Source organism: Nocardia sp. PE-7 (genome assembly GCF_030486425.1).
Lineage (GTDB): Bacteria > Actinomycetota > Actinomycetes > Mycobacteriales > Mycobacteriaceae > Nocardia > Nocardia salmonicida_A.
In genome coordinates this window covers 824,125-841,386 of the sequence record NZ_CP129614.1, presented here as the reverse complement: position 1 = coordinate 841,386, position 17,262 = coordinate 824,125, and the positions used below count along the sequence as shown (strand labels likewise).

General features: G+C 64.7%; 17 protein-coding genes and 1 rRNA gene. All 18 read right to left on the bottom strand.

Annotation, left to right across the window (positions count from 1 at the left end; genetic code table 11):
- Positions 1–185 precede the first annotated feature (185 nt).
- The 18 genes from QX204_RS03860 to rpmE all read right to left on the bottom strand — a co-directional run bounded on the left by QX204_RS03860 (position 186) and on the right by rpmE (position 17,253).
- A 16S ribosomal RNA gene (locus QX204_RS03860) occupies positions 186–1,702 on the bottom strand.
- Positions 1,703–2,139: 437 nt separating this feature from the next.
- On the bottom strand, positions 2,140–3,429 hold the full coding sequence (gene murA, locus QX204_RS03855) for a UDP-N-acetylglucosamine 1-carboxyvinyltransferase (RefSeq protein ID WP_301905198.1): 1,290 nt from the start codon (positions 3,427–3,429) through the stop codon (positions 2,140–2,142).
- Between the two features lie 91 nt (positions 3,430–3,520).
- On the bottom strand, positions 3,521–4,099 hold the full coding sequence (locus tag QX204_RS03850) for a cob(I)yrinic acid a,c-diamide adenosyltransferase (RefSeq protein ID WP_062984468.1): 579 nt from the start codon (positions 4,097–4,099) through the stop codon (positions 3,521–3,523).
- Positions 4,096–4,524 (bottom strand): DUF2550 domain-containing protein, encoded by a 429-nt coding sequence (locus tag QX204_RS03845; protein WP_301907900.1) that lies wholly within the window; start codon positions 4,522–4,524, stop codon positions 4,096–4,098. Before QX204_RS03845 ends, QX204_RS03850 begins: the two co-directional genes overlap by 4 nt.
- A gap of 185 nt (positions 4,525–4,709) precedes the next feature.
- Positions 4,710–5,087 (bottom strand): F0F1 ATP synthase subunit epsilon, encoded by a 378-nt coding sequence (locus QX204_RS03840; protein ID WP_056817892.1) that lies wholly within the window; start codon positions 5,085–5,087, stop codon positions 4,710–4,712.
- Positions 5,088–5,093: 6 nt separating this feature from the next.
- Positions 5,094–6,542 (bottom strand): F0F1 ATP synthase subunit beta, encoded by a 1,449-nt coding sequence (gene atpD, locus QX204_RS03835; RefSeq protein WP_056817894.1) that lies wholly within the window; start codon positions 6,540–6,542, stop codon positions 5,094–5,096.
- A 25-nt stretch (positions 6,543–6,567) separates the two neighbouring features.
- On the bottom strand, positions 6,568–7,539 hold the full coding sequence (locus QX204_RS03830) for a F0F1 ATP synthase subunit gamma (protein ID WP_301905197.1): 972 nt from the start codon (positions 7,537–7,539) through the stop codon (positions 6,568–6,570).
- 58 nt (positions 7,540–7,597) lie between these two features.
- On the bottom strand, positions 7,598–9,238 hold the full coding sequence (atpA, locus tag QX204_RS03825) for a F0F1 ATP synthase subunit alpha (protein ID WP_301905196.1): 1,641 nt from the start codon (positions 9,236–9,238) through the stop codon (positions 7,598–7,600).
- Positions 9,239–9,305: 67 nt separating this feature from the next.
- Entirely contained in the window at positions 9,306–10,118 is an 813-nt protein-coding gene (locus QX204_RS03820) for a F0F1 ATP synthase subunit delta (RefSeq protein ID WP_056817900.1), read from the bottom strand.
- A gap of 19 nt (positions 10,119–10,137) precedes the next feature.
- Positions 10,138–10,695, bottom strand: coding sequence for a F0F1 ATP synthase subunit B (locus tag QX204_RS03815; protein ID WP_056817902.1), 558 nt, complete (start codon positions 10,693–10,695; stop codon positions 10,138–10,140).
- 5 nt (positions 10,696–10,700) lie between these two features.
- Positions 10,701–10,949 carry an ATP synthase F0 subunit C gene (locus tag QX204_RS03810; RefSeq protein ID WP_056817903.1) on the bottom strand — a complete coding sequence of 83 codons (249 nt, stop codon included), beginning with the start codon at positions 10,947–10,949 and terminating at the stop codon, positions 10,701–10,703.
- A gap of 73 nt (positions 10,950–11,022) precedes the next feature.
- The gene (gene atpB / locus QX204_RS03805; protein ID WP_301905195.1) at positions 11,023–11,877 is read right to left on the bottom strand and encodes a F0F1 ATP synthase subunit A; all 855 of its coding nucleotides are present in this window, start codon (positions 11,875–11,877) and stop codon (positions 11,023–11,025) included.
- A gap of 286 nt (positions 11,878–12,163) precedes the next feature.
- Positions 12,164–12,622, bottom strand: coding sequence for a Cg1360 family ATP-synthase-associated protein (locus QX204_RS03800; RefSeq protein ID WP_056817905.1), 459 nt, complete (start codon positions 12,620–12,622; stop codon positions 12,164–12,166).
- A 28-nt stretch (positions 12,623–12,650) separates the two neighbouring features.
- The gene (locus tag QX204_RS03795; protein WP_062984462.1) at positions 12,651–13,781 is read right to left on the bottom strand and encodes an MraY family glycosyltransferase; all 1,131 of its coding nucleotides are present in this window, start codon (positions 13,779–13,781) and stop codon (positions 12,651–12,653) included.
- Between the two features lie 13 nt (positions 13,782–13,794).
- Complete coding sequence (locus QX204_RS03790; RefSeq protein WP_056817909.1) at positions 13,795–14,460, bottom strand: L-threonylcarbamoyladenylate synthase; 666 nt, start codon at positions 14,458–14,460, stop codon at positions 13,795–13,797.
- Positions 14,461–14,714: 254 nt separating this feature from the next.
- Positions 14,715–15,596: a peptide chain release factor N(5)-glutamine methyltransferase gene (prmC, locus tag QX204_RS03785; RefSeq protein ID WP_301905194.1), complete on the bottom strand. Its 882-nt coding sequence runs from the start codon at positions 15,594–15,596 to the stop codon at positions 14,715–14,717.
- Between the two features lie 126 nt (positions 15,597–15,722).
- Positions 15,723–16,802: a peptide chain release factor 1 gene (gene prfA / locus QX204_RS03780; protein ID WP_067447677.1), complete on the bottom strand. Its 1,080-nt coding sequence runs from the start codon at positions 16,800–16,802 to the stop codon at positions 15,723–15,725.
- Between the two features lie 214 nt (positions 16,803–17,016).
- On the bottom strand, positions 17,017–17,253 hold the full coding sequence (gene rpmE / locus QX204_RS03775; protein ID WP_301905193.1) for a 50S ribosomal protein L31: 237 nt from the start codon (positions 17,251–17,253) through the stop codon (positions 17,017–17,019).
- Positions 17,254–17,262 lie beyond the last annotated feature (9 nt).

Below are 17,262 nucleotides of genomic sequence, written 5' to 3'. Positions count from 1 at the left end.
TCTTTCAGGACCCAATAGTGTGTCGGTATACCCATCGCGAATGATCACTGAGGACCATCCGTATGCGATGAAAGTTGTCAGCGTTCCACCCATGAGCTCCAGCCGGACCACGAATGGGTCCGAAACTGTCTCTGCCAGCAGCGATCTCGACTCTTCGAGACACTCACTGGAGAATTGCTCCTTAGAAAGGAGGTGATCCAGCCGCACCTTCCGGTACGGCTACCTTGTTACGACTTCGTCCCAATCGCCGATCCCACCTTCGACGGCTCCCTCCACAAGGGTTAGGCCACCGGCTTCGGGTGTTACCGACTTTCATGACGTGACGGGCGGTGTGTACAAGGCCCGGGAACGTATTCACCGCAGCGTTGCTGATCTGCGATTACTAGCGACTCCAACTTCACGGGGTCGAGTTGCAGACCCCGATCCGAACTGAGACCGGCTTTAAGGGATTCGCTCCACCTCGCGGTATCGCAGCCCTCTGTACCGGCCATTGTAGCATGTGTGAAGCCCTGGACATAAGGGGCATGATGACTTGACGTCGTCCCCACCTTCCTCCGAGTTGACCCCGGCAGTCTCTCACGAGTCCCCGCCATTACGCGCTGGCAACATAAGATAAGGGTTGCGCTCGTTGCGGGACTTAACCCAACATCTCACGACACGAGCTGACGACAGCCATGCACCACCTGTACACCGACCACAAGGGGGCCTACATCTCTGCAGGTTTCCGGTGTATGTCAAACCCAGGTAAGGTTCTTCGCGTTGCATCGAATTAATCCACATGCTCCGCCGCTTGTGCGGGCCCCCGTCAATTTCTTTGAGTTTTAGCCTTGCGGCCGTACTCCCCAGGCGGGGTACTTAATGCGTTAGCTACGGCACGGAGTCCGTGGAAGGAGCCCCACACCTAGTACCCACCGTTTACGGCATGGACTACCAGGGTATCTAATCCTGTTTGCTACCCATGCTTTCGCTTCTCAGCGTCAGTTACTTCCCAGAGACCCGCCTTCGCCACCGGTGTTCCTCCTGATATCTGCGCATTTCACCGCTACACCAGGAATTCCAGTCTCCCCTGAAGTACTCTAGTCCGCCCGTATCGCCTGCAAGCTTAAGGTTGAGCCCCAAGTTTTCACAAACGACGCGACGAACCGCCTACAAGCTCTTTACGCCCAGTAATTCCGGACAACGCTCGGACCCTACGTATTACCGCGGCTGCTGGCACGTAGTTGGCCGGTCCTTATTCTACAGGTACAGTCACTTGCGCTTCGTCCCTGTCAAAAGCGGTTTACAACCCGAAGGCCGTCATCCCGCACGCGGCGTCGCTGCATCAGGCTTGCGCCCATTGTGCAATATTCCCCACTGCTGCCTCCCGTAGGAGTCTGGGCCGTGTCTCAGTCCCAGTGTGGCCGGTCACCCTCTCAGGTCGGCTACCCGTCGTCGCCTTGGTGAGCCGTTACCTCACCAACAAGCTGATAGGCCGCGGGCCCATCTCGCACCGATAAATCTTTCCACCCGAAGTCATGCAACCTCAGGTCATATCCGGTATTAGACCCAGTTTCCCAGGCTTATCCCGAAGTGCAAGGTAGATCACCCACGTGTTACTCACCCGTTCGCCGCTCGTGTACCCCGAAGGGCCTTACCGCTCGACTTGCATGTGTTAAGCACGCCGCTAGCGTTCGTCCTGAGCCAGAATCAAACTCTCCGTTGAAGACTCTCAACTCACTCCCGAAGGAGCAAATCAGAAATATCTAACTAGAGTCCGAAAACCTAGCAAATGCGAACACCAGCAAAAAAGTTCGCTGTTGTTCAATGTCCAACCTCCCACGACCGGGGGGTACATGAAAGATTGGAACCAATAATAATTATTGGCACTGACATTCATCGACACACTATTGAGTTCTCAAAGAACACACGCACACACTTCTACCCACAACATGTCGTCGGGGTTTCGGTGAGGCAAGGGTTCAAACTTAGCTCAGACAACCAGCCGGAAGCAAATCCGATCCCAGTCGCACTGAACACGCAATCAGTCAGGCGCTCATCGTACTACCTCGTGTCCCGGCCGCTGGGCGGCTGAGTCGGTGTCCGTGTCGCTCTGACTCGAATAAAGTTACGTGCCGACAAACACGAAGTCAAATCGGCTGGTCAGAGGCCATATTTCGGCGCATCGACCCGTTCGACCTGTCCCCCGAGCGCCTGCATCTGCTCGACGAACCTCGGGTAACCGCGGTCGATGTGATAGACGTCGTGCACTTCGGTGACGCCATCGGCGACGAGGCCGGCCAGGACCAGGCCCGCTCCCGCGCGGATGTCGGATGACCAGACCGGCGCACTCGACAGGCGCGGGATCCCACGGACCACCGCATGGTGACCGTCGGTCCTGGCGTCGGAGCCCAGCCGGATCATCTCCTCCACGAAACGGAACCGTGCCTCGAAGACGTTCTCGGTGATCATCGAGGTGCCGTCGGCGATGGCGGCCAAGCCGATGGCCATCGGTTGCAGGTCGGTCGGAAAACCGGGGAACGGCAGCGTCGCGAAGTTCACCGCACGCGGACGTTCGGCCTGTACGACCCGGAAGCCGTTGGGCTCGTAGGAGATTCGCGCACCGGCCGAGCGCAGCTTGTCCAGCACCAAGGCGAGGTGCTTGGGGTTGACCCCGGTGACACGGACGTCGCCGGTGGTCATCGCGGCGGCGATGCCCCAGGTGGCGGCGACGATGCGGTCACCGATCACCCGGTGTGTGGTCGGCGAGAGGCTCTTGACGCCCTGCACGGTGAGCACGGAGGAACCGGCACCGTCGATCTGCGCACCCATCTGGACGAGCATGGTGCACAGGTCGACGATGTCGGGCTCGCGCGCGGCGTTGTCGATGACCGTCTCCCCCTCGGCCAGGACCGCGGCCATCAGGATGTTCTCGGTCGCGCCCACCGACGGGAAGTCGAGGCGGATCCGCGCGCCCTGCAGCTGTTCGGCCGACGCCACGACGCAACCGTGCTCGATCGCACTGGTCGCACCGAGCAGACGCAGCCCTGCCTGGTGCATATCGAGAGGGCGCGAACCGATGGCGTCACCACCCGGCAGCGCCACCACGGCGCGTTTGCAGCGCGCCATCAGCGGACCGAGCACACACACCGAAGCGCGGAACTGGGTTACCGCGGGGAAATCCGCGTGGTACTTGGGTTCGGCGGGGGTATCGATGGTTACCACCGAGTTGTCACCGCCGACGTCGTCGGAGATCGTCACGTCGCAGCCGAGGCCGCGCAGCACCTCCGCCATCAAGGGGACATCGAGGATGTCGGGGCAGTTGGTGATGGTGGTCGTGCCCTCGGCCAGCAACGAGGCAGCCATCAGCTTCAGCACGCTGTTCTTCGCGCCGCCGACCGCGACCTCGCCGACGAGTCGATTGCCGCCGGAGACCAGAAACCGTTCGCTCACCACGCCAGCTTATCGACCGTCACGCGACGACACGCCCCCCTGCCACGAAAGAACAAGAAACCGACCGATTCTCCGCGTCGGAGAGTCGCTTTCAGCGTGGCAGCCCGCCGCCGGGCTGCCACAACACGTCGCCGGAAGGATTGGTGGCGCGGCTGAGGATGAACAGCAGGTCCGAGAGTCGATTCAGGTATTTCGCGGGCAGCACACTGGTGTCGTCAGGATGCGTTTCGACGGCCGACCACGCGGATCGCTCGGCGCGTCGCACCACGGTGCGGGCTGTGTGCAACAACGCAGCCAACGGCGTGCCGCCGGGCAGAATGAACGAATTCAGCGGTGCCAGACCGTCGTTGAACTCGTCGCACCACTTCTCGAGCCGGTCGATATAGGGCTGGGTGATGCGCAGCGGCGGGTACTTCGGTTCGGCGACAACCGGGGTGGACAGGTCGGCGCCCGCGTCGAACAGATCGTTCTGGATCTGGCGCAGCACCGTCAGCACAGCGGGTTCGGGCGCACCGAGGGCGACGGCGACACCGAGTGCGGCATTGGCTTCGTCGCAGTCGGCGTAGGCGATCAGTCGTGGATCGTTCTTGGCGACGCGCGAGAAGTCGCTGAGACCGGTCGTGCCGTCGTCACCCGTACGGGTGTAGATACGGGTCAGATGCACGCTCACGATGGGCCTCCACGAGTACGGCGGGCGCGATCGGACGGTCGCGACTCCACCCAGGACAGAAAAGCCGCCATCGAACCGCGGTCGAGCGCTAGCTCGAAACTGCTCTGCGGATCGGTGACGGCTACCACCACGATGTCATCGCTCATGATGTCGAATTCGTCGCCCTGCGGCGCTCGACGCTCGACGATCTCGAGACCCTGCCGATGCACTGTGGAGTCAGGACCGAATTTCAAGCTGGTCAGTTTGAAGAAGACGAGGCAGTCCTCGTCGTAGCGAATGAGCCCGTGCCGCCAGCCGTGACCGCCGCGCGCGGGCAGTGCGCGTAGTAGCGCGGCCGTGCCCCCTCGGCGCAACATCACCAGGCGATATGTCGACGCACCGGCTACGAACACGAGCGTCAGCACCAGAATGATCAGGAGAACCATCCCGGTTTGCAATGCTGTACGCCCTTTCGTTCTTGCCGGTGTCACAAAACCCCCGCTCCCCCATTCAATCACGACCGCCACGGGGCGCTCCGGCCGGATCGTTCATCCCCACGAAAACGCTGCGCAAACAACTCTGCCGGCGCGGAACCGAAGTTCCTCGCCGGCAGAGCGTTGTTCTACTGCGATCAGTCGGTCACGGTCGCTTCGACCGCGCGCACCTGGCCCTGCGCCGCGCGCAGCTCCACTTCGGTGGCGCTCGCGTCGGAGAGCACCTTGCGCGCCGCGTCGACGTCGACCTCACCCGCGAGATCCGCGGACTCGGCCAGCACACGCACGGTGTCGGCGGTGACCGAGAAGAAGCCGCCGTGCACCGCCGCGACGATCCGCTCGCCGTCGGTCGACACGATGGAGACCGTGCCGCCCTCGACGAGCTGACCGAGCAGCGGCTCGTGGCCTGCCATGATGCCGATCTGACCTTCGGTGGTCTGCGCGCTGACGAACGAAGCCTGGCCGGACCAGATCTTGCGCTCGACAGCTACGAGATCAACTGTCATCTCCGCCATAGTGGACTACTTCCCGAGGATCTTCTTCGCGGCTGCCTCGACGTCGTCGAGACCACCGCAGGAGTTGAACGCCTGCTCCGGGTAGTGGTCGAACTCGCCCTTGCAGACACGGTCGAAGTCGTCGATGGTCTGTTCCAGCGGAACGACCGAGCCGACCTGGCCGGTGAACTTCTCGGCGACGATGAAGTTCTGACCGAGGAACTTCTCCAGGCGACGGGCGCGACCGACGAGGACCTTGTCCTCTTCGGAGAGCTCGTCCATGCCGAGGATCGCGATGATGTCCTGCAGTTCCTTGTACTTCTGCAGGATCCGCTTGACCTCGTTGGCAACCCGGAAGTGGCGCTCGCCGACGATCGAAGCCTCGAGGATACGAGAGGTCGAGGTCAGCGGGTCGACGGCCGGGTAGATGCCCTTCTGCGAGATCGGGCGCGAAAGCTCGGTCGTCGCATCCAGGTGGGCGAAGGTGGTCGCCGGCGCCGGGTCGGTGTAGTCGTCGGCGGGGACGTAGATCGCCTGCAGCGAGGTGATCGAGCGACCCTTGGTCGAGGTGATGCGCTCCTGGAGCTGACCCATCTCGTCCGCCAGCGTCGGCTGGTAACCCACGGCCGAAGGCATGCGACCCAGCAGGGTCGAGACCTCGGAACCGGCCTGGGTGAAACGGAAGATGTTGTCGATGAAGAGCAGCACGTCCTGGTGCTGGACATCGCGGAAGTACTCCGCCATGGTCAGCGCCGACAGGGCCACGCGCATACGCGTGCCCGGCGGCTCGTCCATCTGGCCGAAGACGAGGGCGGTGTCCGGAAGGACGCCCATCTCTTCCATTTCCAGACGGAGGTCGGTGCCCTCACGAGTACGCTCACCGACGCCCGCGAACACCGAGGTGCCGGAGAACTCGCGAGCGATACGGGTGATCATCTCCTGGATCAGAACGGTCTTGCCGACACCGGCACCACCGAACAGACCGATCTTGCCGCCCTTGACGTACGGGGTCAGCAGGTCGATGACCTTGACGCCGGTCTCGAGGATCTCGGTCTTGCCCTCGAGCTGGTCGAAGCTCGGCGGCTGACGGTGGATGCCCCACTGCTCGCCGTCCCGGCCGAGGCCGGGGGTGTCGAGGCAGTCACCGAGGGCGTTGAACACGTGGCCCTTGACGATGTCGCCGACGGGCACCGAGATCGGCTTGCCGGTGTCGGTGACAGTCGCGCCACGGACCAGGCCGTCGGTCGGCTGCATCGAGATGGTGCGCACGATGTTGTCGCCGAGGTGCTGAGCGACCTCGAGGGTGAGGGTCTTGGCTACCGACGGGAGCTCGATGTCGGAGTTCAGAGCGTTGAACAGCTCGGGAATGGCGCCACGCGGGAACTCGACGTCCACGACGGGGCCGATGACACGGACGACGCGACCAGCGGTTTCGCCCGCCTTCTTCGCGTTGTCCTGAGTGACAGCTGCGGTCATTAGATTGGTTCTCTTCCTGCGCTACTTAGTCGCGGTCCGAGCTCGACGCCAGCGCGTTGACGCCGCCGACGATTTCGCTGATTTCCTGCGTGATCTGGGCCTGACGCACCGAGTTCGCCTCGCGCTGGAGCACATTGGCCAGCTCGTTGGCGTTATCGGTCGCCGCCTTCATTGCGGTGCGCCGAGCCGCGGACTCGGATGCCGCTGCCTCGAGCAACGATGCGTAGATACGCGTGTTGATGTACTTGGGCAGCAGAGCCCCGAGCAGCACATCGGCGTCCGGCTCGAACTCGTACTGTGCCGTGGCCACCGCGTTCGGCGAGTCCGACATCATGTCGTCACCGAGCTCGTAGTTCTCGTCGACGTAGCTGACCTGGATCGGCGCCAGACGGCGCACCTCCGGGTTCTGGGTCAGCATCGACACGAACTTGGTGTACACGATGTGCAGCTCGTCGACACCCTCGATGGTTCCGGTTTCGTCGAGCGAGGCGACCTCGCCGTCGGAGCCGGCCATGAAGGCCTCGACCAGGTGCTTGCACGCGGCCGACGCGTCGGTGTACTTGGGCTGCTGGGAGAAGCCTGCCCACGATGCCTGGAACGGACGGTTGCGGAACTTGTAGTACGTGATGCCCTTACTGCCCATCACGTACAGAACGGGTTCCTTGCCGTCGCCACGCAGCGAGGTCATGAGCTCCTCGGCACGCTTGAGCACGTTCGAGTTGTAGCCACCGCACATACCGCTGTCACTGGTGATCACCAGGACAGCGGCCCGACGAGCGTTGGCACGCTCGGTCAGCAGCGGGTGCGACAGGTTCTTCGAAGCGCTCGCCAGTTCGCCGAGGACCTTGGTGATCTCCTCGGCGTACGGCTTGGCAGCCGCAACCCTGGCCTGGGCCTTGGAAATTCGCGAGGTCGCGATCAGTTCCTGAGCCTTGGTGATCTTCTTGATCGAATTCACACCACGAATGCGGGAGCGCAATTCGCGCAAACTTGCCACTAGCGGTTCACACTCCCTTCATTCGCCAGATCGGAAATTGCCGACATCATGACCCGGCTTACTTGTCGACGTGCTTGCGAGTGACCGACAGCGACTCGACCTCTTCGTGGTCCAGCTCGCCTGCGGCAGCCTCGTTCACGATGCGATTGCCGTCCGAATCGAGGAAGCCCTGCTTGAACTTGTCGGTTTCGGCCTTGATCGCGTCGGCGGCCTCGCCGGCGAGCGGCTTCTTGCCACCCTCGAGCGCGTCGAACGAGGACTGGGTGGCACCGTGCAGGTACTCCAGCAGCTCGTTGGTGAAGCGACGCACGTCGGCGACGGGCACCGACTCGTAGTAGCCGGCGTCGACCAGGAAGATCGAGACGACCTGATCCTCGACCGAGACCGGGGAGTACTGGTCCTGCTTGAGCAGCTCGACCCAGCGGGCGCCACGCTCGAGCTGCGCCAGCGACGCGGCATCGAGGTCGGAGGCGAAGGCGGAGAACGCCTCCAGCTCGCGGTACTGCGCCATTTCCAGACGCAGCGAACCGGCGACCTTCTTCATGGCCTTGGTCTGGGCGGCGCCACCGACACGGGAGACCGAGGTACCGACGTTGATCGCCGGGCGGACGCCCTTGTTGAACAGGTCGGACTCGAGGAAGACCTGGCCGTCGGTGATGGAGATGACGTTGGTCGGGATGAACGCCGAGACGTCGTTGGCCTTGGTCTCGATGATCGGCAGACCGGTCATCGAGCCCGCGCCCATCTCGTCGGACAGCTTCGCGCAACGCTCCAGCAGACGGGAGTGCAGGTAGAAGACGTCACCGGGGTACGCCTCGCGGCCCGGCGGACGACGCAGCAGCAGCGAGATGGCGCGGTACGCCTCGGCCTGCTTGGTCAGGTCGTCGAACACGATGAGGACGTGCTTGCCCTGGTACATCCAGTGCTGGCCGATGGCCGAACCGGTGTACGGAGCCAGCCACTTGAAGCCGGCGGAGTCGGAGGCCGGGGCCGCGACGATGGTGGTGTACTCCATCGCGCCGTGCTCCTCGAGCGCGGTCTTGACGCCCGCGATGGTGGAGCCCTTCTGACCGATCGCGACGTAGATGCAGCGAACCTGCTTGTCGGCGTCGCCGGTCTCCCAGTTCGCCTTCTGGTTCAGGATCGCGTCGATCGCGACGGCGGTCTTGCCCGTCTTGCGGTCGCCGATGATCAGCTGACGCTGGCCGCGGCCGATGGCCGTCAGCGCGTCGATCGCGGTGATACCGGTGGCCAGCGGCTCTTCGACCGGCTGACGCTCCAGCACGGACGCGGCCTGCAGCTCCAGCACGCGGCGCTCGTCGGACTCGATCTCGCCCAGGCCGTCGATCGGCTGGCCGAGCGGGTTGACGACGCGACCGAGGAACTTGTCACCCACCGGGACCGAGAGCACGTCGCCGGTGCGACGGACCTGCTGGCCCTCTTCCAGCGAGGCGTACTCGCCGAGAATGACGGCACCGATGTTGGTGTCCTCGAGGTTCAGCGCGACGCCGAGTACCCCACCGGGGAACTCGAGCAGCTCGTTGGCCATCGCCGAAGGCAGGCCGCTGACGTGCGCGATACCGTCGCCGGTATCGGTCACGACGCCGACTTCTTCGATGGAGGTTTCCGGGGTGTAGCTCTGGGTGTAGCTCTCGATCGCGCTACGGATCTCGTCGGAGGAGATCGTCAGCTCCGCCATGTTGTTCCTGCTCTCGCTGTGGTCTCGAATGTCGGGGGTCGGAAAAATACTGCGTTGAGCGCCCTTTTCAGGACAGTGCCCGACGCAGCTTCTCCAGTCGGCCGGTGGCGCTGCCGTCGATCACGTCGTCTCCGACGCGGACGACGACGCCGCTCAGCAGCGTCGGGTCGACCTGCACGTGCACGGTGACCGCCTTGCCGTAGATCCGCTGCAGGGAAGCCGACAGCTTCGCCTTCTGCTGATCGGTCAGCTCGACCGCCGAGTGCGCGTGGGCGACGATCTGGTCACGACGGGCCGCCGCCAGATCGGACAGGGCGTCGAGGGCGACGCCGATGTTGTTGGACCGCAGGCGGGTCACCGCCTGCTCGGCCAGCGCCAGGGTGACCGGCTCGACCTTGCCCGTGAGCAGCCGCTCGATCAGTTCGCGCCGCGCCGAGGCGGGCTTGCCGTGATCGGAGAGGGCCTGCTCCAGCTGCGGGTTGTCGGCGACGATGCGTCCGAGCCGGAACAGCTCGTCCTCCACCGCGTCCTGCCGGCCACCGACGGCGGCCGACTCCAGCAGAGCCTCCTGCCCGAGCAGCACCAGGGTGTCGACCAGATCGCGGGTGCGTGACCAGTTCTGTGCCACCGCGGTGGTCAGCACTGCCTGCGTGGCAATGCTGACCTTGCCGCCGAAGACCCGCTCACTGAGTTCAGCGCGCGCCGAACCCGGCACCGAGGCGTCCGCGAGCGCCACACGCAGCGAACGCTGGTCGTCCAGCACGGCGACAACGGCGAACAGTTCCGACCCCGTTGTGGCCGCAACAGTTTCGCTTCCGGTCAGAGCGACCCGAAGCGCCTCGCGAGACCGGGTACTGGCCTCGCGGCTCGCTGCGTACATGCTTCTCACTTTCGCGTCGCTACCTTCCGACCCCGATGGCGTCGGTGTCGTCGAGTTCGCTGAGGAACTTGTCGATCGACGCCGCCTGCTTGGCTTCGTCCGAAACCGACTGACCGATGATCTTCTCGGCCAGGTCGACGGCCGTACGGCCGACCTCGGAACGCAGCTCCGTCAGGATCTGCTGGCGCTGGGCTTCCAGCTGGGAGTGACCGGCGGCGACGATGCGGTCGCTTTCGGCCTGGGCATCCGTGCGCATCTGCGCGAGGATCTGCTGACCCTGGGTGCGTGCTTCCTCACGGATGCGCGCGGCCTCGAGCCGGGCGTCGGCGAGCTGCTGCTGGTACTGCTCCAGCGTGTGCTGCGCCTCGACCTGGGCTGCTTCGGCCCTGGCGATACCGCCTTCGATCTTGTCCGTGCGCTCTTCGAGTGTCTTGGTCACACGCGGGATCACGTATTTCCAGAAGAGCACGCCGATGATGACGACGCAGACGATCGACCAGACGATGTCGTACGTTTCGGGAACGAGAGGATTCACATCCTCTCCACCCTCAGCTGCGAGCGTGATGAGTTCGCGCATCGGAATCAGAAGATGAAGCCGGCGACGAGGCCGATCAGCGCCAGGGCCTCGGTGAACGCGATACCGAGGAACATGGTGGTACGGATCTGGCCGGACAGCTCGGGCTGGCGAGCGATGCCCTCGATGGCCTTACCGACGACGATACCCACGCCGATGCCGGGGCCGATCGCGGCCAGACCGTAGCCGATGGCGCCGAAGCCCTTGAAGGTGCTCTCGGTGGTCGCGGCTTCCTGGGCCAGGTAAGCGAGGCTCATGAATCTTTCCCTTTCTGTTGCTCACCCGCCGGTCGGCGTGTGTAGCAGGTTTCCGGTAGTTGTTTCAGTCAGGTCAGTGGTCGGCAGCGTGCTGCGCTTCGCCGATGTACACAGCGGCCAGCAGGGCGAAGACGTACGCCTGCAGCGCGATGACCAGCAGCTCGAACAGCGTGAACCCGATGCCCGCGAGCAGCGAGAACGGCGAGAAGACCTTCATCCACGCGGTGGCGTCGAACAGGAAGAACCAGGTCGCGCTGAAGAACAGCACCAGCATGATGTGGCCGGCCAGCATGTTGGCCATGAGTCGCACGGTGAGCGTGAACGGGCGCAGGATGAAGGTCGAGATGAACTCGATCGGGATCAGCAGCACGTGCAGCGCGATCGGCACGTCGGGAACGACGATGCTGTGGCGGATGTAGGAGAAGAACCCGTACTTCCGGATACCGACGAAGTTGTACGTGATGTACACGATCGCGGCCAAGACCAGCGGCATGCCGATGCGCGCATTGGACGAGATGTTCAATCCTGGAATCACACCGGAGAAGTTCAGGAACAGAACCGTGAAGAAGATCGTCGCCAGTAGCGGCAGGAACTTCTTACCGTTTTCCTTACCGAGTACTTCGTCGGCGATCTGCTCCTTGACGAAAACCACACCGGCTTCCATCACGTTCTGCAGGCCGCGCGGCACGATCTTCGGTGCGCGGAAAGCCAGCACGAACACGATCACCACAACGGCGGTCATCAACAGGCGGACCAGCATCAGACGATCGAGTTCGAACGGCGTACCCTCGAACAGCACTGCTGGAGGGAAGAAGTCGGACAGCGATGGCGCGTGGAACTCGCCCGCCGCCAAAGTGATGACGCTCAGCGTTCTCTCCCGTGTTCGGGCCGCGGGTACGACGGTCATTCCCGCGGTTCGATCGGACATTGACGATCAATGGGGTCGACTCTGGTCGGCTCGAAATTCGACAGCCGCTCGTACGGTGTAACCCGTATCGGCTTCTGTTCGGGCGTCGGCGACATCGTCGACATGCTTCAACCGGGCACATTCCACCCGGATCGGCAGTAAGCATAGCGGCACCGGGTGGGATCGTCAGGATCCCCCCTGGTAACTCGAGGCAATGCCCCGAGTTTGTCGGGCCGAGCCTCTAGCTTGGGTGCTTGCTTACCAACACTTTACCAAGCTATCTACGACAGTGTGTAGCTGGGTGGGATTATTCCTGCTCGGAAGCCGTTTCGCTGTCTCCCGCGCGTGTCGTGACGTACGGAACCTTCTGGCTCACAACGCCGTACGTCTCCGCGCCGAGAACGATCAGCAGGGCTCCTACCACCGTAAAGAACAGCGCGGGCCTGCTGTAGAAGTCGAACTGGTTGAGCACGACGATGACCAGCAGCGCCACCAGCATCTTCCCGACCCAGCTGACCAGCATCACCGCACCGGCCATGGTGGGCGGCAGCTTCGCGCCCAGCAGCACCGCGACGACCGTGGTGAGGATGAACCCACCACCGATCGCGGCGCCGAGCAGCGCGCCCCACAGCCCGGCCGTCCCGGCCACCGCGGAGGCGATCGCCACGGAGACGACCACGAGCACGCCGAGGCCGATCAGGCCGTAGCGCAGCGCGGCGCGCAGAGGAGCGTCAGGGCCTGGCACGGTTTCGGGTGTAAAGCTCACGGCCCGGACTTTACCTTGCGCGCCGAACTCAGTGCTGCGTCGACTCCGACCTACGCACCGATGGGATCGCGGTCACTACCAGCGCGAACACCAATCCACCTGCCACCAGCAGGACAACGAGGCGTCTATCCATCAAGGAAGTCCCCACCGCGCCGAACGCGAGTACGCCGACCCATAAATAAATCAGCAAGACCACGCGACGGTGCGAATGTCCGATCTGGAGCAATCGGTGGTGTAGATGCATTTTGTCCGGTGTGGAGAAACTCACGCCCGCGCGCACCCGGCGCACGATCGCCAGCAACAGATCGAGCACCGGAATGAACATCACCGCGCCGACCAGCAACAGCGGTGACAGCAAACCGACAATGTCGCGCGGGCCGTAACCCTGCAGCGGAATTCGACCGGAGGCGCCGGTGGATACCGCGGCCAGGATCAAACCGATCATCATCGAGCCGGTATCGCCCATGAATATTCGGGCGGGCGAGAAATTGTGCGGCAGAAATCCGAGACAGGCGCCCGCCAGCGCGGCGGCCAGCAACGCGGGCGGATAGGTGTCGACCGAACCGCCCTGGTCGTAGAGCAAACCGATGGAGAACACGAAAACCGCGGTCGCACAGATCAAACCGAGGCCGGCGGCCAAGCCGTCCAATCCGTCGACGAAGTTCATCGCATTCACGAGGGTGACGGTGATGCCGACGGTGACCAAACCGCCCTGCAACGCGTCGAGCACGACGGTGGTGTCGTTGAACGGGTTGTAGATCACGTACCAGCTCAGACCCATCACGGCCATGACGCCGGCCGCGGTGATCTGGCCGACGAACTTGGTGAGCGCGTCCAGGCCCCACCGGTCGTCGACGATGCCGACGACCACGATGATCGTCGCGGCGACCAGCACCGCCGGGATATCCGGGGCGTAGTCGAAACCTCTTCGCAGCGCGGGCAATTGGTGTGCGAACAACACCGCGGCGACGACGCCGACGTACATGCCGACACCGCCCATTCGCGGCACCGGCTTCACGTGCACATCGCGCTCACGTGGCACCGCCACCGCGCCGAATGCGATAGCGAGCACCCGGACACCACCGGTGGCCAGGAAGGTCACCGTGGCCGAGACGAGCAGCACGAGCAGTAGCTCGCGCAGGGGAACGACTGAGCTCATCAGCGGCGTGCGATCACCGCTGCGCGGAGCTGATCAGGGCTTCCGGCACCATCCCGAGCACCTCCGCGATATCGGCCACCGACACAGCACCCTCCCGCAACACCCGCGGCTGATCCGCGGTGAGATCGACGATCGTCGAGGCCACGGCGTGCTCGGCCGGACCACCGTCGAGATACACACTCGCCAGTGAACCCAACTGCTCACGCGCCTGCGCGGCGGTGGTCGCGGGCGGCTGCCCCGAGACGTTGGCGCTGGACACGGCCAGCGGCCCGACCTCACGCAACAGTTCGAGTGCGACCGGATGCAACGGCATCCGCAGCATCACCGTGCCCCGGGTATCACCGAGATCCCACGCCAGCGAGGGCGCCGCCTGCACGACAAGGCTCAGCGCACCGGGCCAGAACGCGCGAATCAAGTCCCGCGCCTGCGGCCGCACCGAGAACACCAGCCCATCGATCGTGTGCCACGACCCGACGAGCACCGGCACCGGCATATCCCGCCCACGCCGCTTGGCAGCCAGCAGATCACTCACCGCGGCGGAGTCGAACGCGTCGGCGGCGAGGCCGTAGAGCGTGTCGGTCGGCATCACGACCAGTCGACCGGACTTCAACGCGCTGGTGGCGGCGGTAATGCCCGCCGCACGCGAATCGGCTTCGGCACAGTCATAGACGGTACTCACAGCGTCTCCGCCTCTCCGCGAAAAATTCCGGTCGTTGGTGCGCGCAAGAGTCTAACTCCCAGGCTGACGGCCGAGCGCCGGGGGACTTTTCGGCATACCTGGCGATCCGCTGCTCGAAGTGTGCTGGACACCCGGGCGACGGCCGGGTTCCTAGGACAGCCCGGCAATTGGGTGGTTGGTCAGAGTTTGCTACGGCAGCGGCGGACTGCCTGCGAGATGCCGCACCGGCCCTCCGGCAGCCGGATCGGTCTCGGTCAGGGGGTGCCGGGGCTGCGGGCGACGACGAAGCGGGGCTTGTCCGCGAGGTCGGTGTGTTCGACGATGTCGGTGAAATCGGCAGCCGCCAGCAGCGCCGCTACTCCCCCGCCGTTGGTGTCGTCGTGTTCTATGCCGGTGGCGCCCTCGGCGCGTAACAGGCGGGCGATGGTGGGAACCATCGCTCGAATGACATCGAGACCGTCCGGCCCGCCGAACAGGGCGCGGTGCGGGTCGTGGTCGGCCACCTCGGGGTCGAGGATCGCGGCTTCGGGGATGTAGGGCGGGTTGGAGATCACCAGGTCGACGCGGCCCGTCAGCGAGGTGAGCACGGTCGGGTCGGTGACATCGTCGGCGTGCAGGGTGATCGGGGTGTCCCCCTCGGCGATGCGGGTGTCGGCGTTGCGCCGGGCCCAGGTGAGGGCGTCGGGGTCGAGTTCGACGGCGTGCACCTCGGCGTCGGGGCGGGCGTGCGCGATGGCCAGCGCCAGCGCGCCCGAGCCGGTGCACAGGTCGACGACAACCGGCGCGTGGTCGTGCGGGAGGGTCTCCAGGTAGGCCAGCGCCCACGCGAACAGCAGTTCGGTTTCCGGGCGCGGGACGAACACACCGGGGCCAACAGCGAGATCGATCTCGCCCATCGCGGCCGTTCCGGTCAAGTGCTGCAAGGGAATTCGCGCGGCCCGCTGCTCGATCAACGCTCGGTACCGGTCGGCGACCTCTGGCTCGATCAGCGGGATCAGCGCCAGCCGCATGCGCTCGGTGCCGAGCACGTGGGCGGCCAGATTCTCCGCGTCGGGCATGGGCGAACCGACGCCGACCTCGGCCAGCCGTGCGGCGGCCTCGACGATCAGCGGTCGCAACCGGAGACGTTCGCTCACTGGATCACCCCGCGCACTCGGGCGCACGATGGGTCACGTTCGGGCGCCGACCGCCGATGTGGCCGTTCGGCCCGATCACGCGGCCGGTGGTTACGCGGGCCGGCGCCGCCGAACCGTTCACGTCGATTACTCGGCAGCCATTCGCGCGTCGCGGTCGGCTTTGCCGAGCGCGTCGAGCAGCGGGTCGAGGTCACCGTCGAGGACGGCATCCAGATTGTGCGACTTGAACCCGATGCGGTGGTCGGCGATCCGGTTCTCCGGGAAGTTGTAGGTACGGATCCGCTCGGAGCGGTCGACCGTACGGATCTGGCTGGCGCGACCGGCCGCGGCTTCCTGGTCGGCCTGCTCCTCGGCCAGCGCTTGCAGCCGGGCGGCGAGCACCTGCATGGCGCGCGCCTTGTTCTGCAACTGCGAGCGTTCGTTCTGGCAGGTCACCACGATGCCCGACGGCAGGTGGGTGATGCGGACCGCGGAGTCGGTGGTGTTGACGCCCTGGCCGCCCTTGCCGGAAGACCGGTAGACATCGATGCGCAGGTCGGTCTCGTCGATCTGCACCTGCTCGACCTCGTCGGGCTCGGGGTAGATCAGCACGCCCGCGGCAGAAGTATGGATGCGGCCCTGCGATTCGGTCACCGGCACGCGCTGCACCCGGTGCACCCCGCCCTCGAACTTGAATCGCGACCACACCCCGTCGCGCGCGGCGTCCTTGCTCTTGATCGACAGCGTCGCGTCCTTGTATCCGCCCAGGTCGGAATAGGTGACGTCGAGCGTCTCGACCTTCCACCCGTGCCGCTCGGCGTAGCGGATGTACATGCGGGCCAGATCCGCCGCGAACAGCGCGGATTCCTCGCCGCCTTCGCCGGACTTCACCTCGAGCACCACGTCGTCCCCGTCGTGCGGGTCGCGCGGGGCGAGCAGGTCGGCGAGAGCCTGTTCCAGCTCCACCAGCTGTGTCTCCAGCCCCGGCACCTCGGCGGCGAACGAGGCGTCGTCGGAGGCCAGCTCACGGGCGGCCTCCAGATCGTCGCGCACGGTCTCGAGCTTGCGATAGGTGCTCATCACCGGCGCCAACTCGGCGAACCGCTTACCCACCCGTCGCGCCGCACCCGCGTCGTTGTGCAACGACGGATCGGCGAGCTGAGCCTCGAGACCCGAGTACTCGGCTAGCACGTCATCGATGGCGGAAGGGGCCGTCTGATCGGCCATGCGTTGAGCTCCTACTGGAAGGGAAGACCCGGGATGTCTCTCAGGCCGAAGGCCGTTTCTCGGCCGCCTCGATCTGGACTGACCGGAGGGTGCGACGAAGGAGTACCCGGAGGGAGGGAAGATCGAGGCCGAAAGGCCGAGAACCCGCGGCGCCCGCGCCGCCAACCAACAACGCCCGGCCTGCGTGAGCAGTACCGGGCGTCGGGGGAGGTAACTAGGAGGCGTCTTCGGCCTTCTTGGCACCCGCGCGCTTGCCGTAGCGAGCCTCGAAGCGAGCCACGCGGCCGCCGGTGTCGAGGATCTTCTGCTTGCCCGTGTAGAACGGGTGGCACTGCGAGCAGACCTCGACCGAGATCTGGCCGGACTCCTTGGTGGAGCGAGTCTGGAAGGTGTTGCCGCAACCACACACAACGGTGGTGTCGACATACGTGGGGTGGATTCCTGCCTTCATGGGCGTCCT

What these genes read in the sequence shown, in the direction of transcription:
- QX204_RS03820 (WP_056817900.1), bottom strand. Translation starts at nt 10,118, where the DNA reads ATGTACGCAGCGAGCCGCGAGGCCAGTACCCGGTCTCGCGAGGCGCTT.
- atpA (WP_301905196.1), bottom strand. Translation starts at nt 9,238, where the DNA reads ATGGCGGAGCTGACGATCTCCTCCGACGAGATCCGTAGCGCGATCGAG.
- atpB (WP_301905195.1), bottom strand. Translation starts at nt 11,877, where the DNA reads ATGTCCGATCGAACCGCGGGAATGACCGTCGTACCCGCGGCCCGAACA.
- QX204_RS03840 (WP_056817892.1), bottom strand. Translation starts at nt 5,087, where the DNA reads ATGGCGGAGATGACAGTTGATCTCGTAGCTGTCGAGCGCAAGATCTGG.
- rpmE (WP_301905193.1), bottom strand. Translation starts at nt 17,253, where the DNA reads ATGAAGGCAGGAATCCACCCCACGTATGTCGACACCACCGTTGTGTGT.
- QX204_RS03845 (WP_301907900.1), bottom strand. Translation starts at nt 4,524, where the DNA reads ATGGTTCTCCTGATCATTCTGGTGCTGACGCTCGTGTTCGTAGCCGGT.
- atpD (WP_056817894.1), bottom strand. Translation starts at nt 6,542, where the DNA reads ATGACCGCAGCTGTCACTCAGGACAACGCGAAGAAGGCGGGCGAAACC.
- QX204_RS03795 (WP_062984462.1), bottom strand. Translation starts at nt 13,781, where the DNA reads ATGAGCTCAGTCGTTCCCCTGCGCGAGCTACTGCTCGTGCTGCTCGTC.
- QX204_RS03815 (WP_056817902.1), bottom strand. Translation starts at nt 10,695, where the DNA reads ATGCGCGAACTCATCACGCTCGCAGCTGAGGGTGGAGAGGATGTGAAT.
- prfA (WP_067447677.1), bottom strand. Translation starts at nt 16,802, where the DNA reads ATGGCCGATCAGACGGCCCCTTCCGCCATCGATGACGTGCTAGCCGAG.
- QX204_RS03810 (WP_056817903.1), bottom strand. Translation starts at nt 10,949, where the DNA reads ATGAGCCTCGCTTACCTGGCCCAGGAAGCCGCGACCACCGAGAGCACC.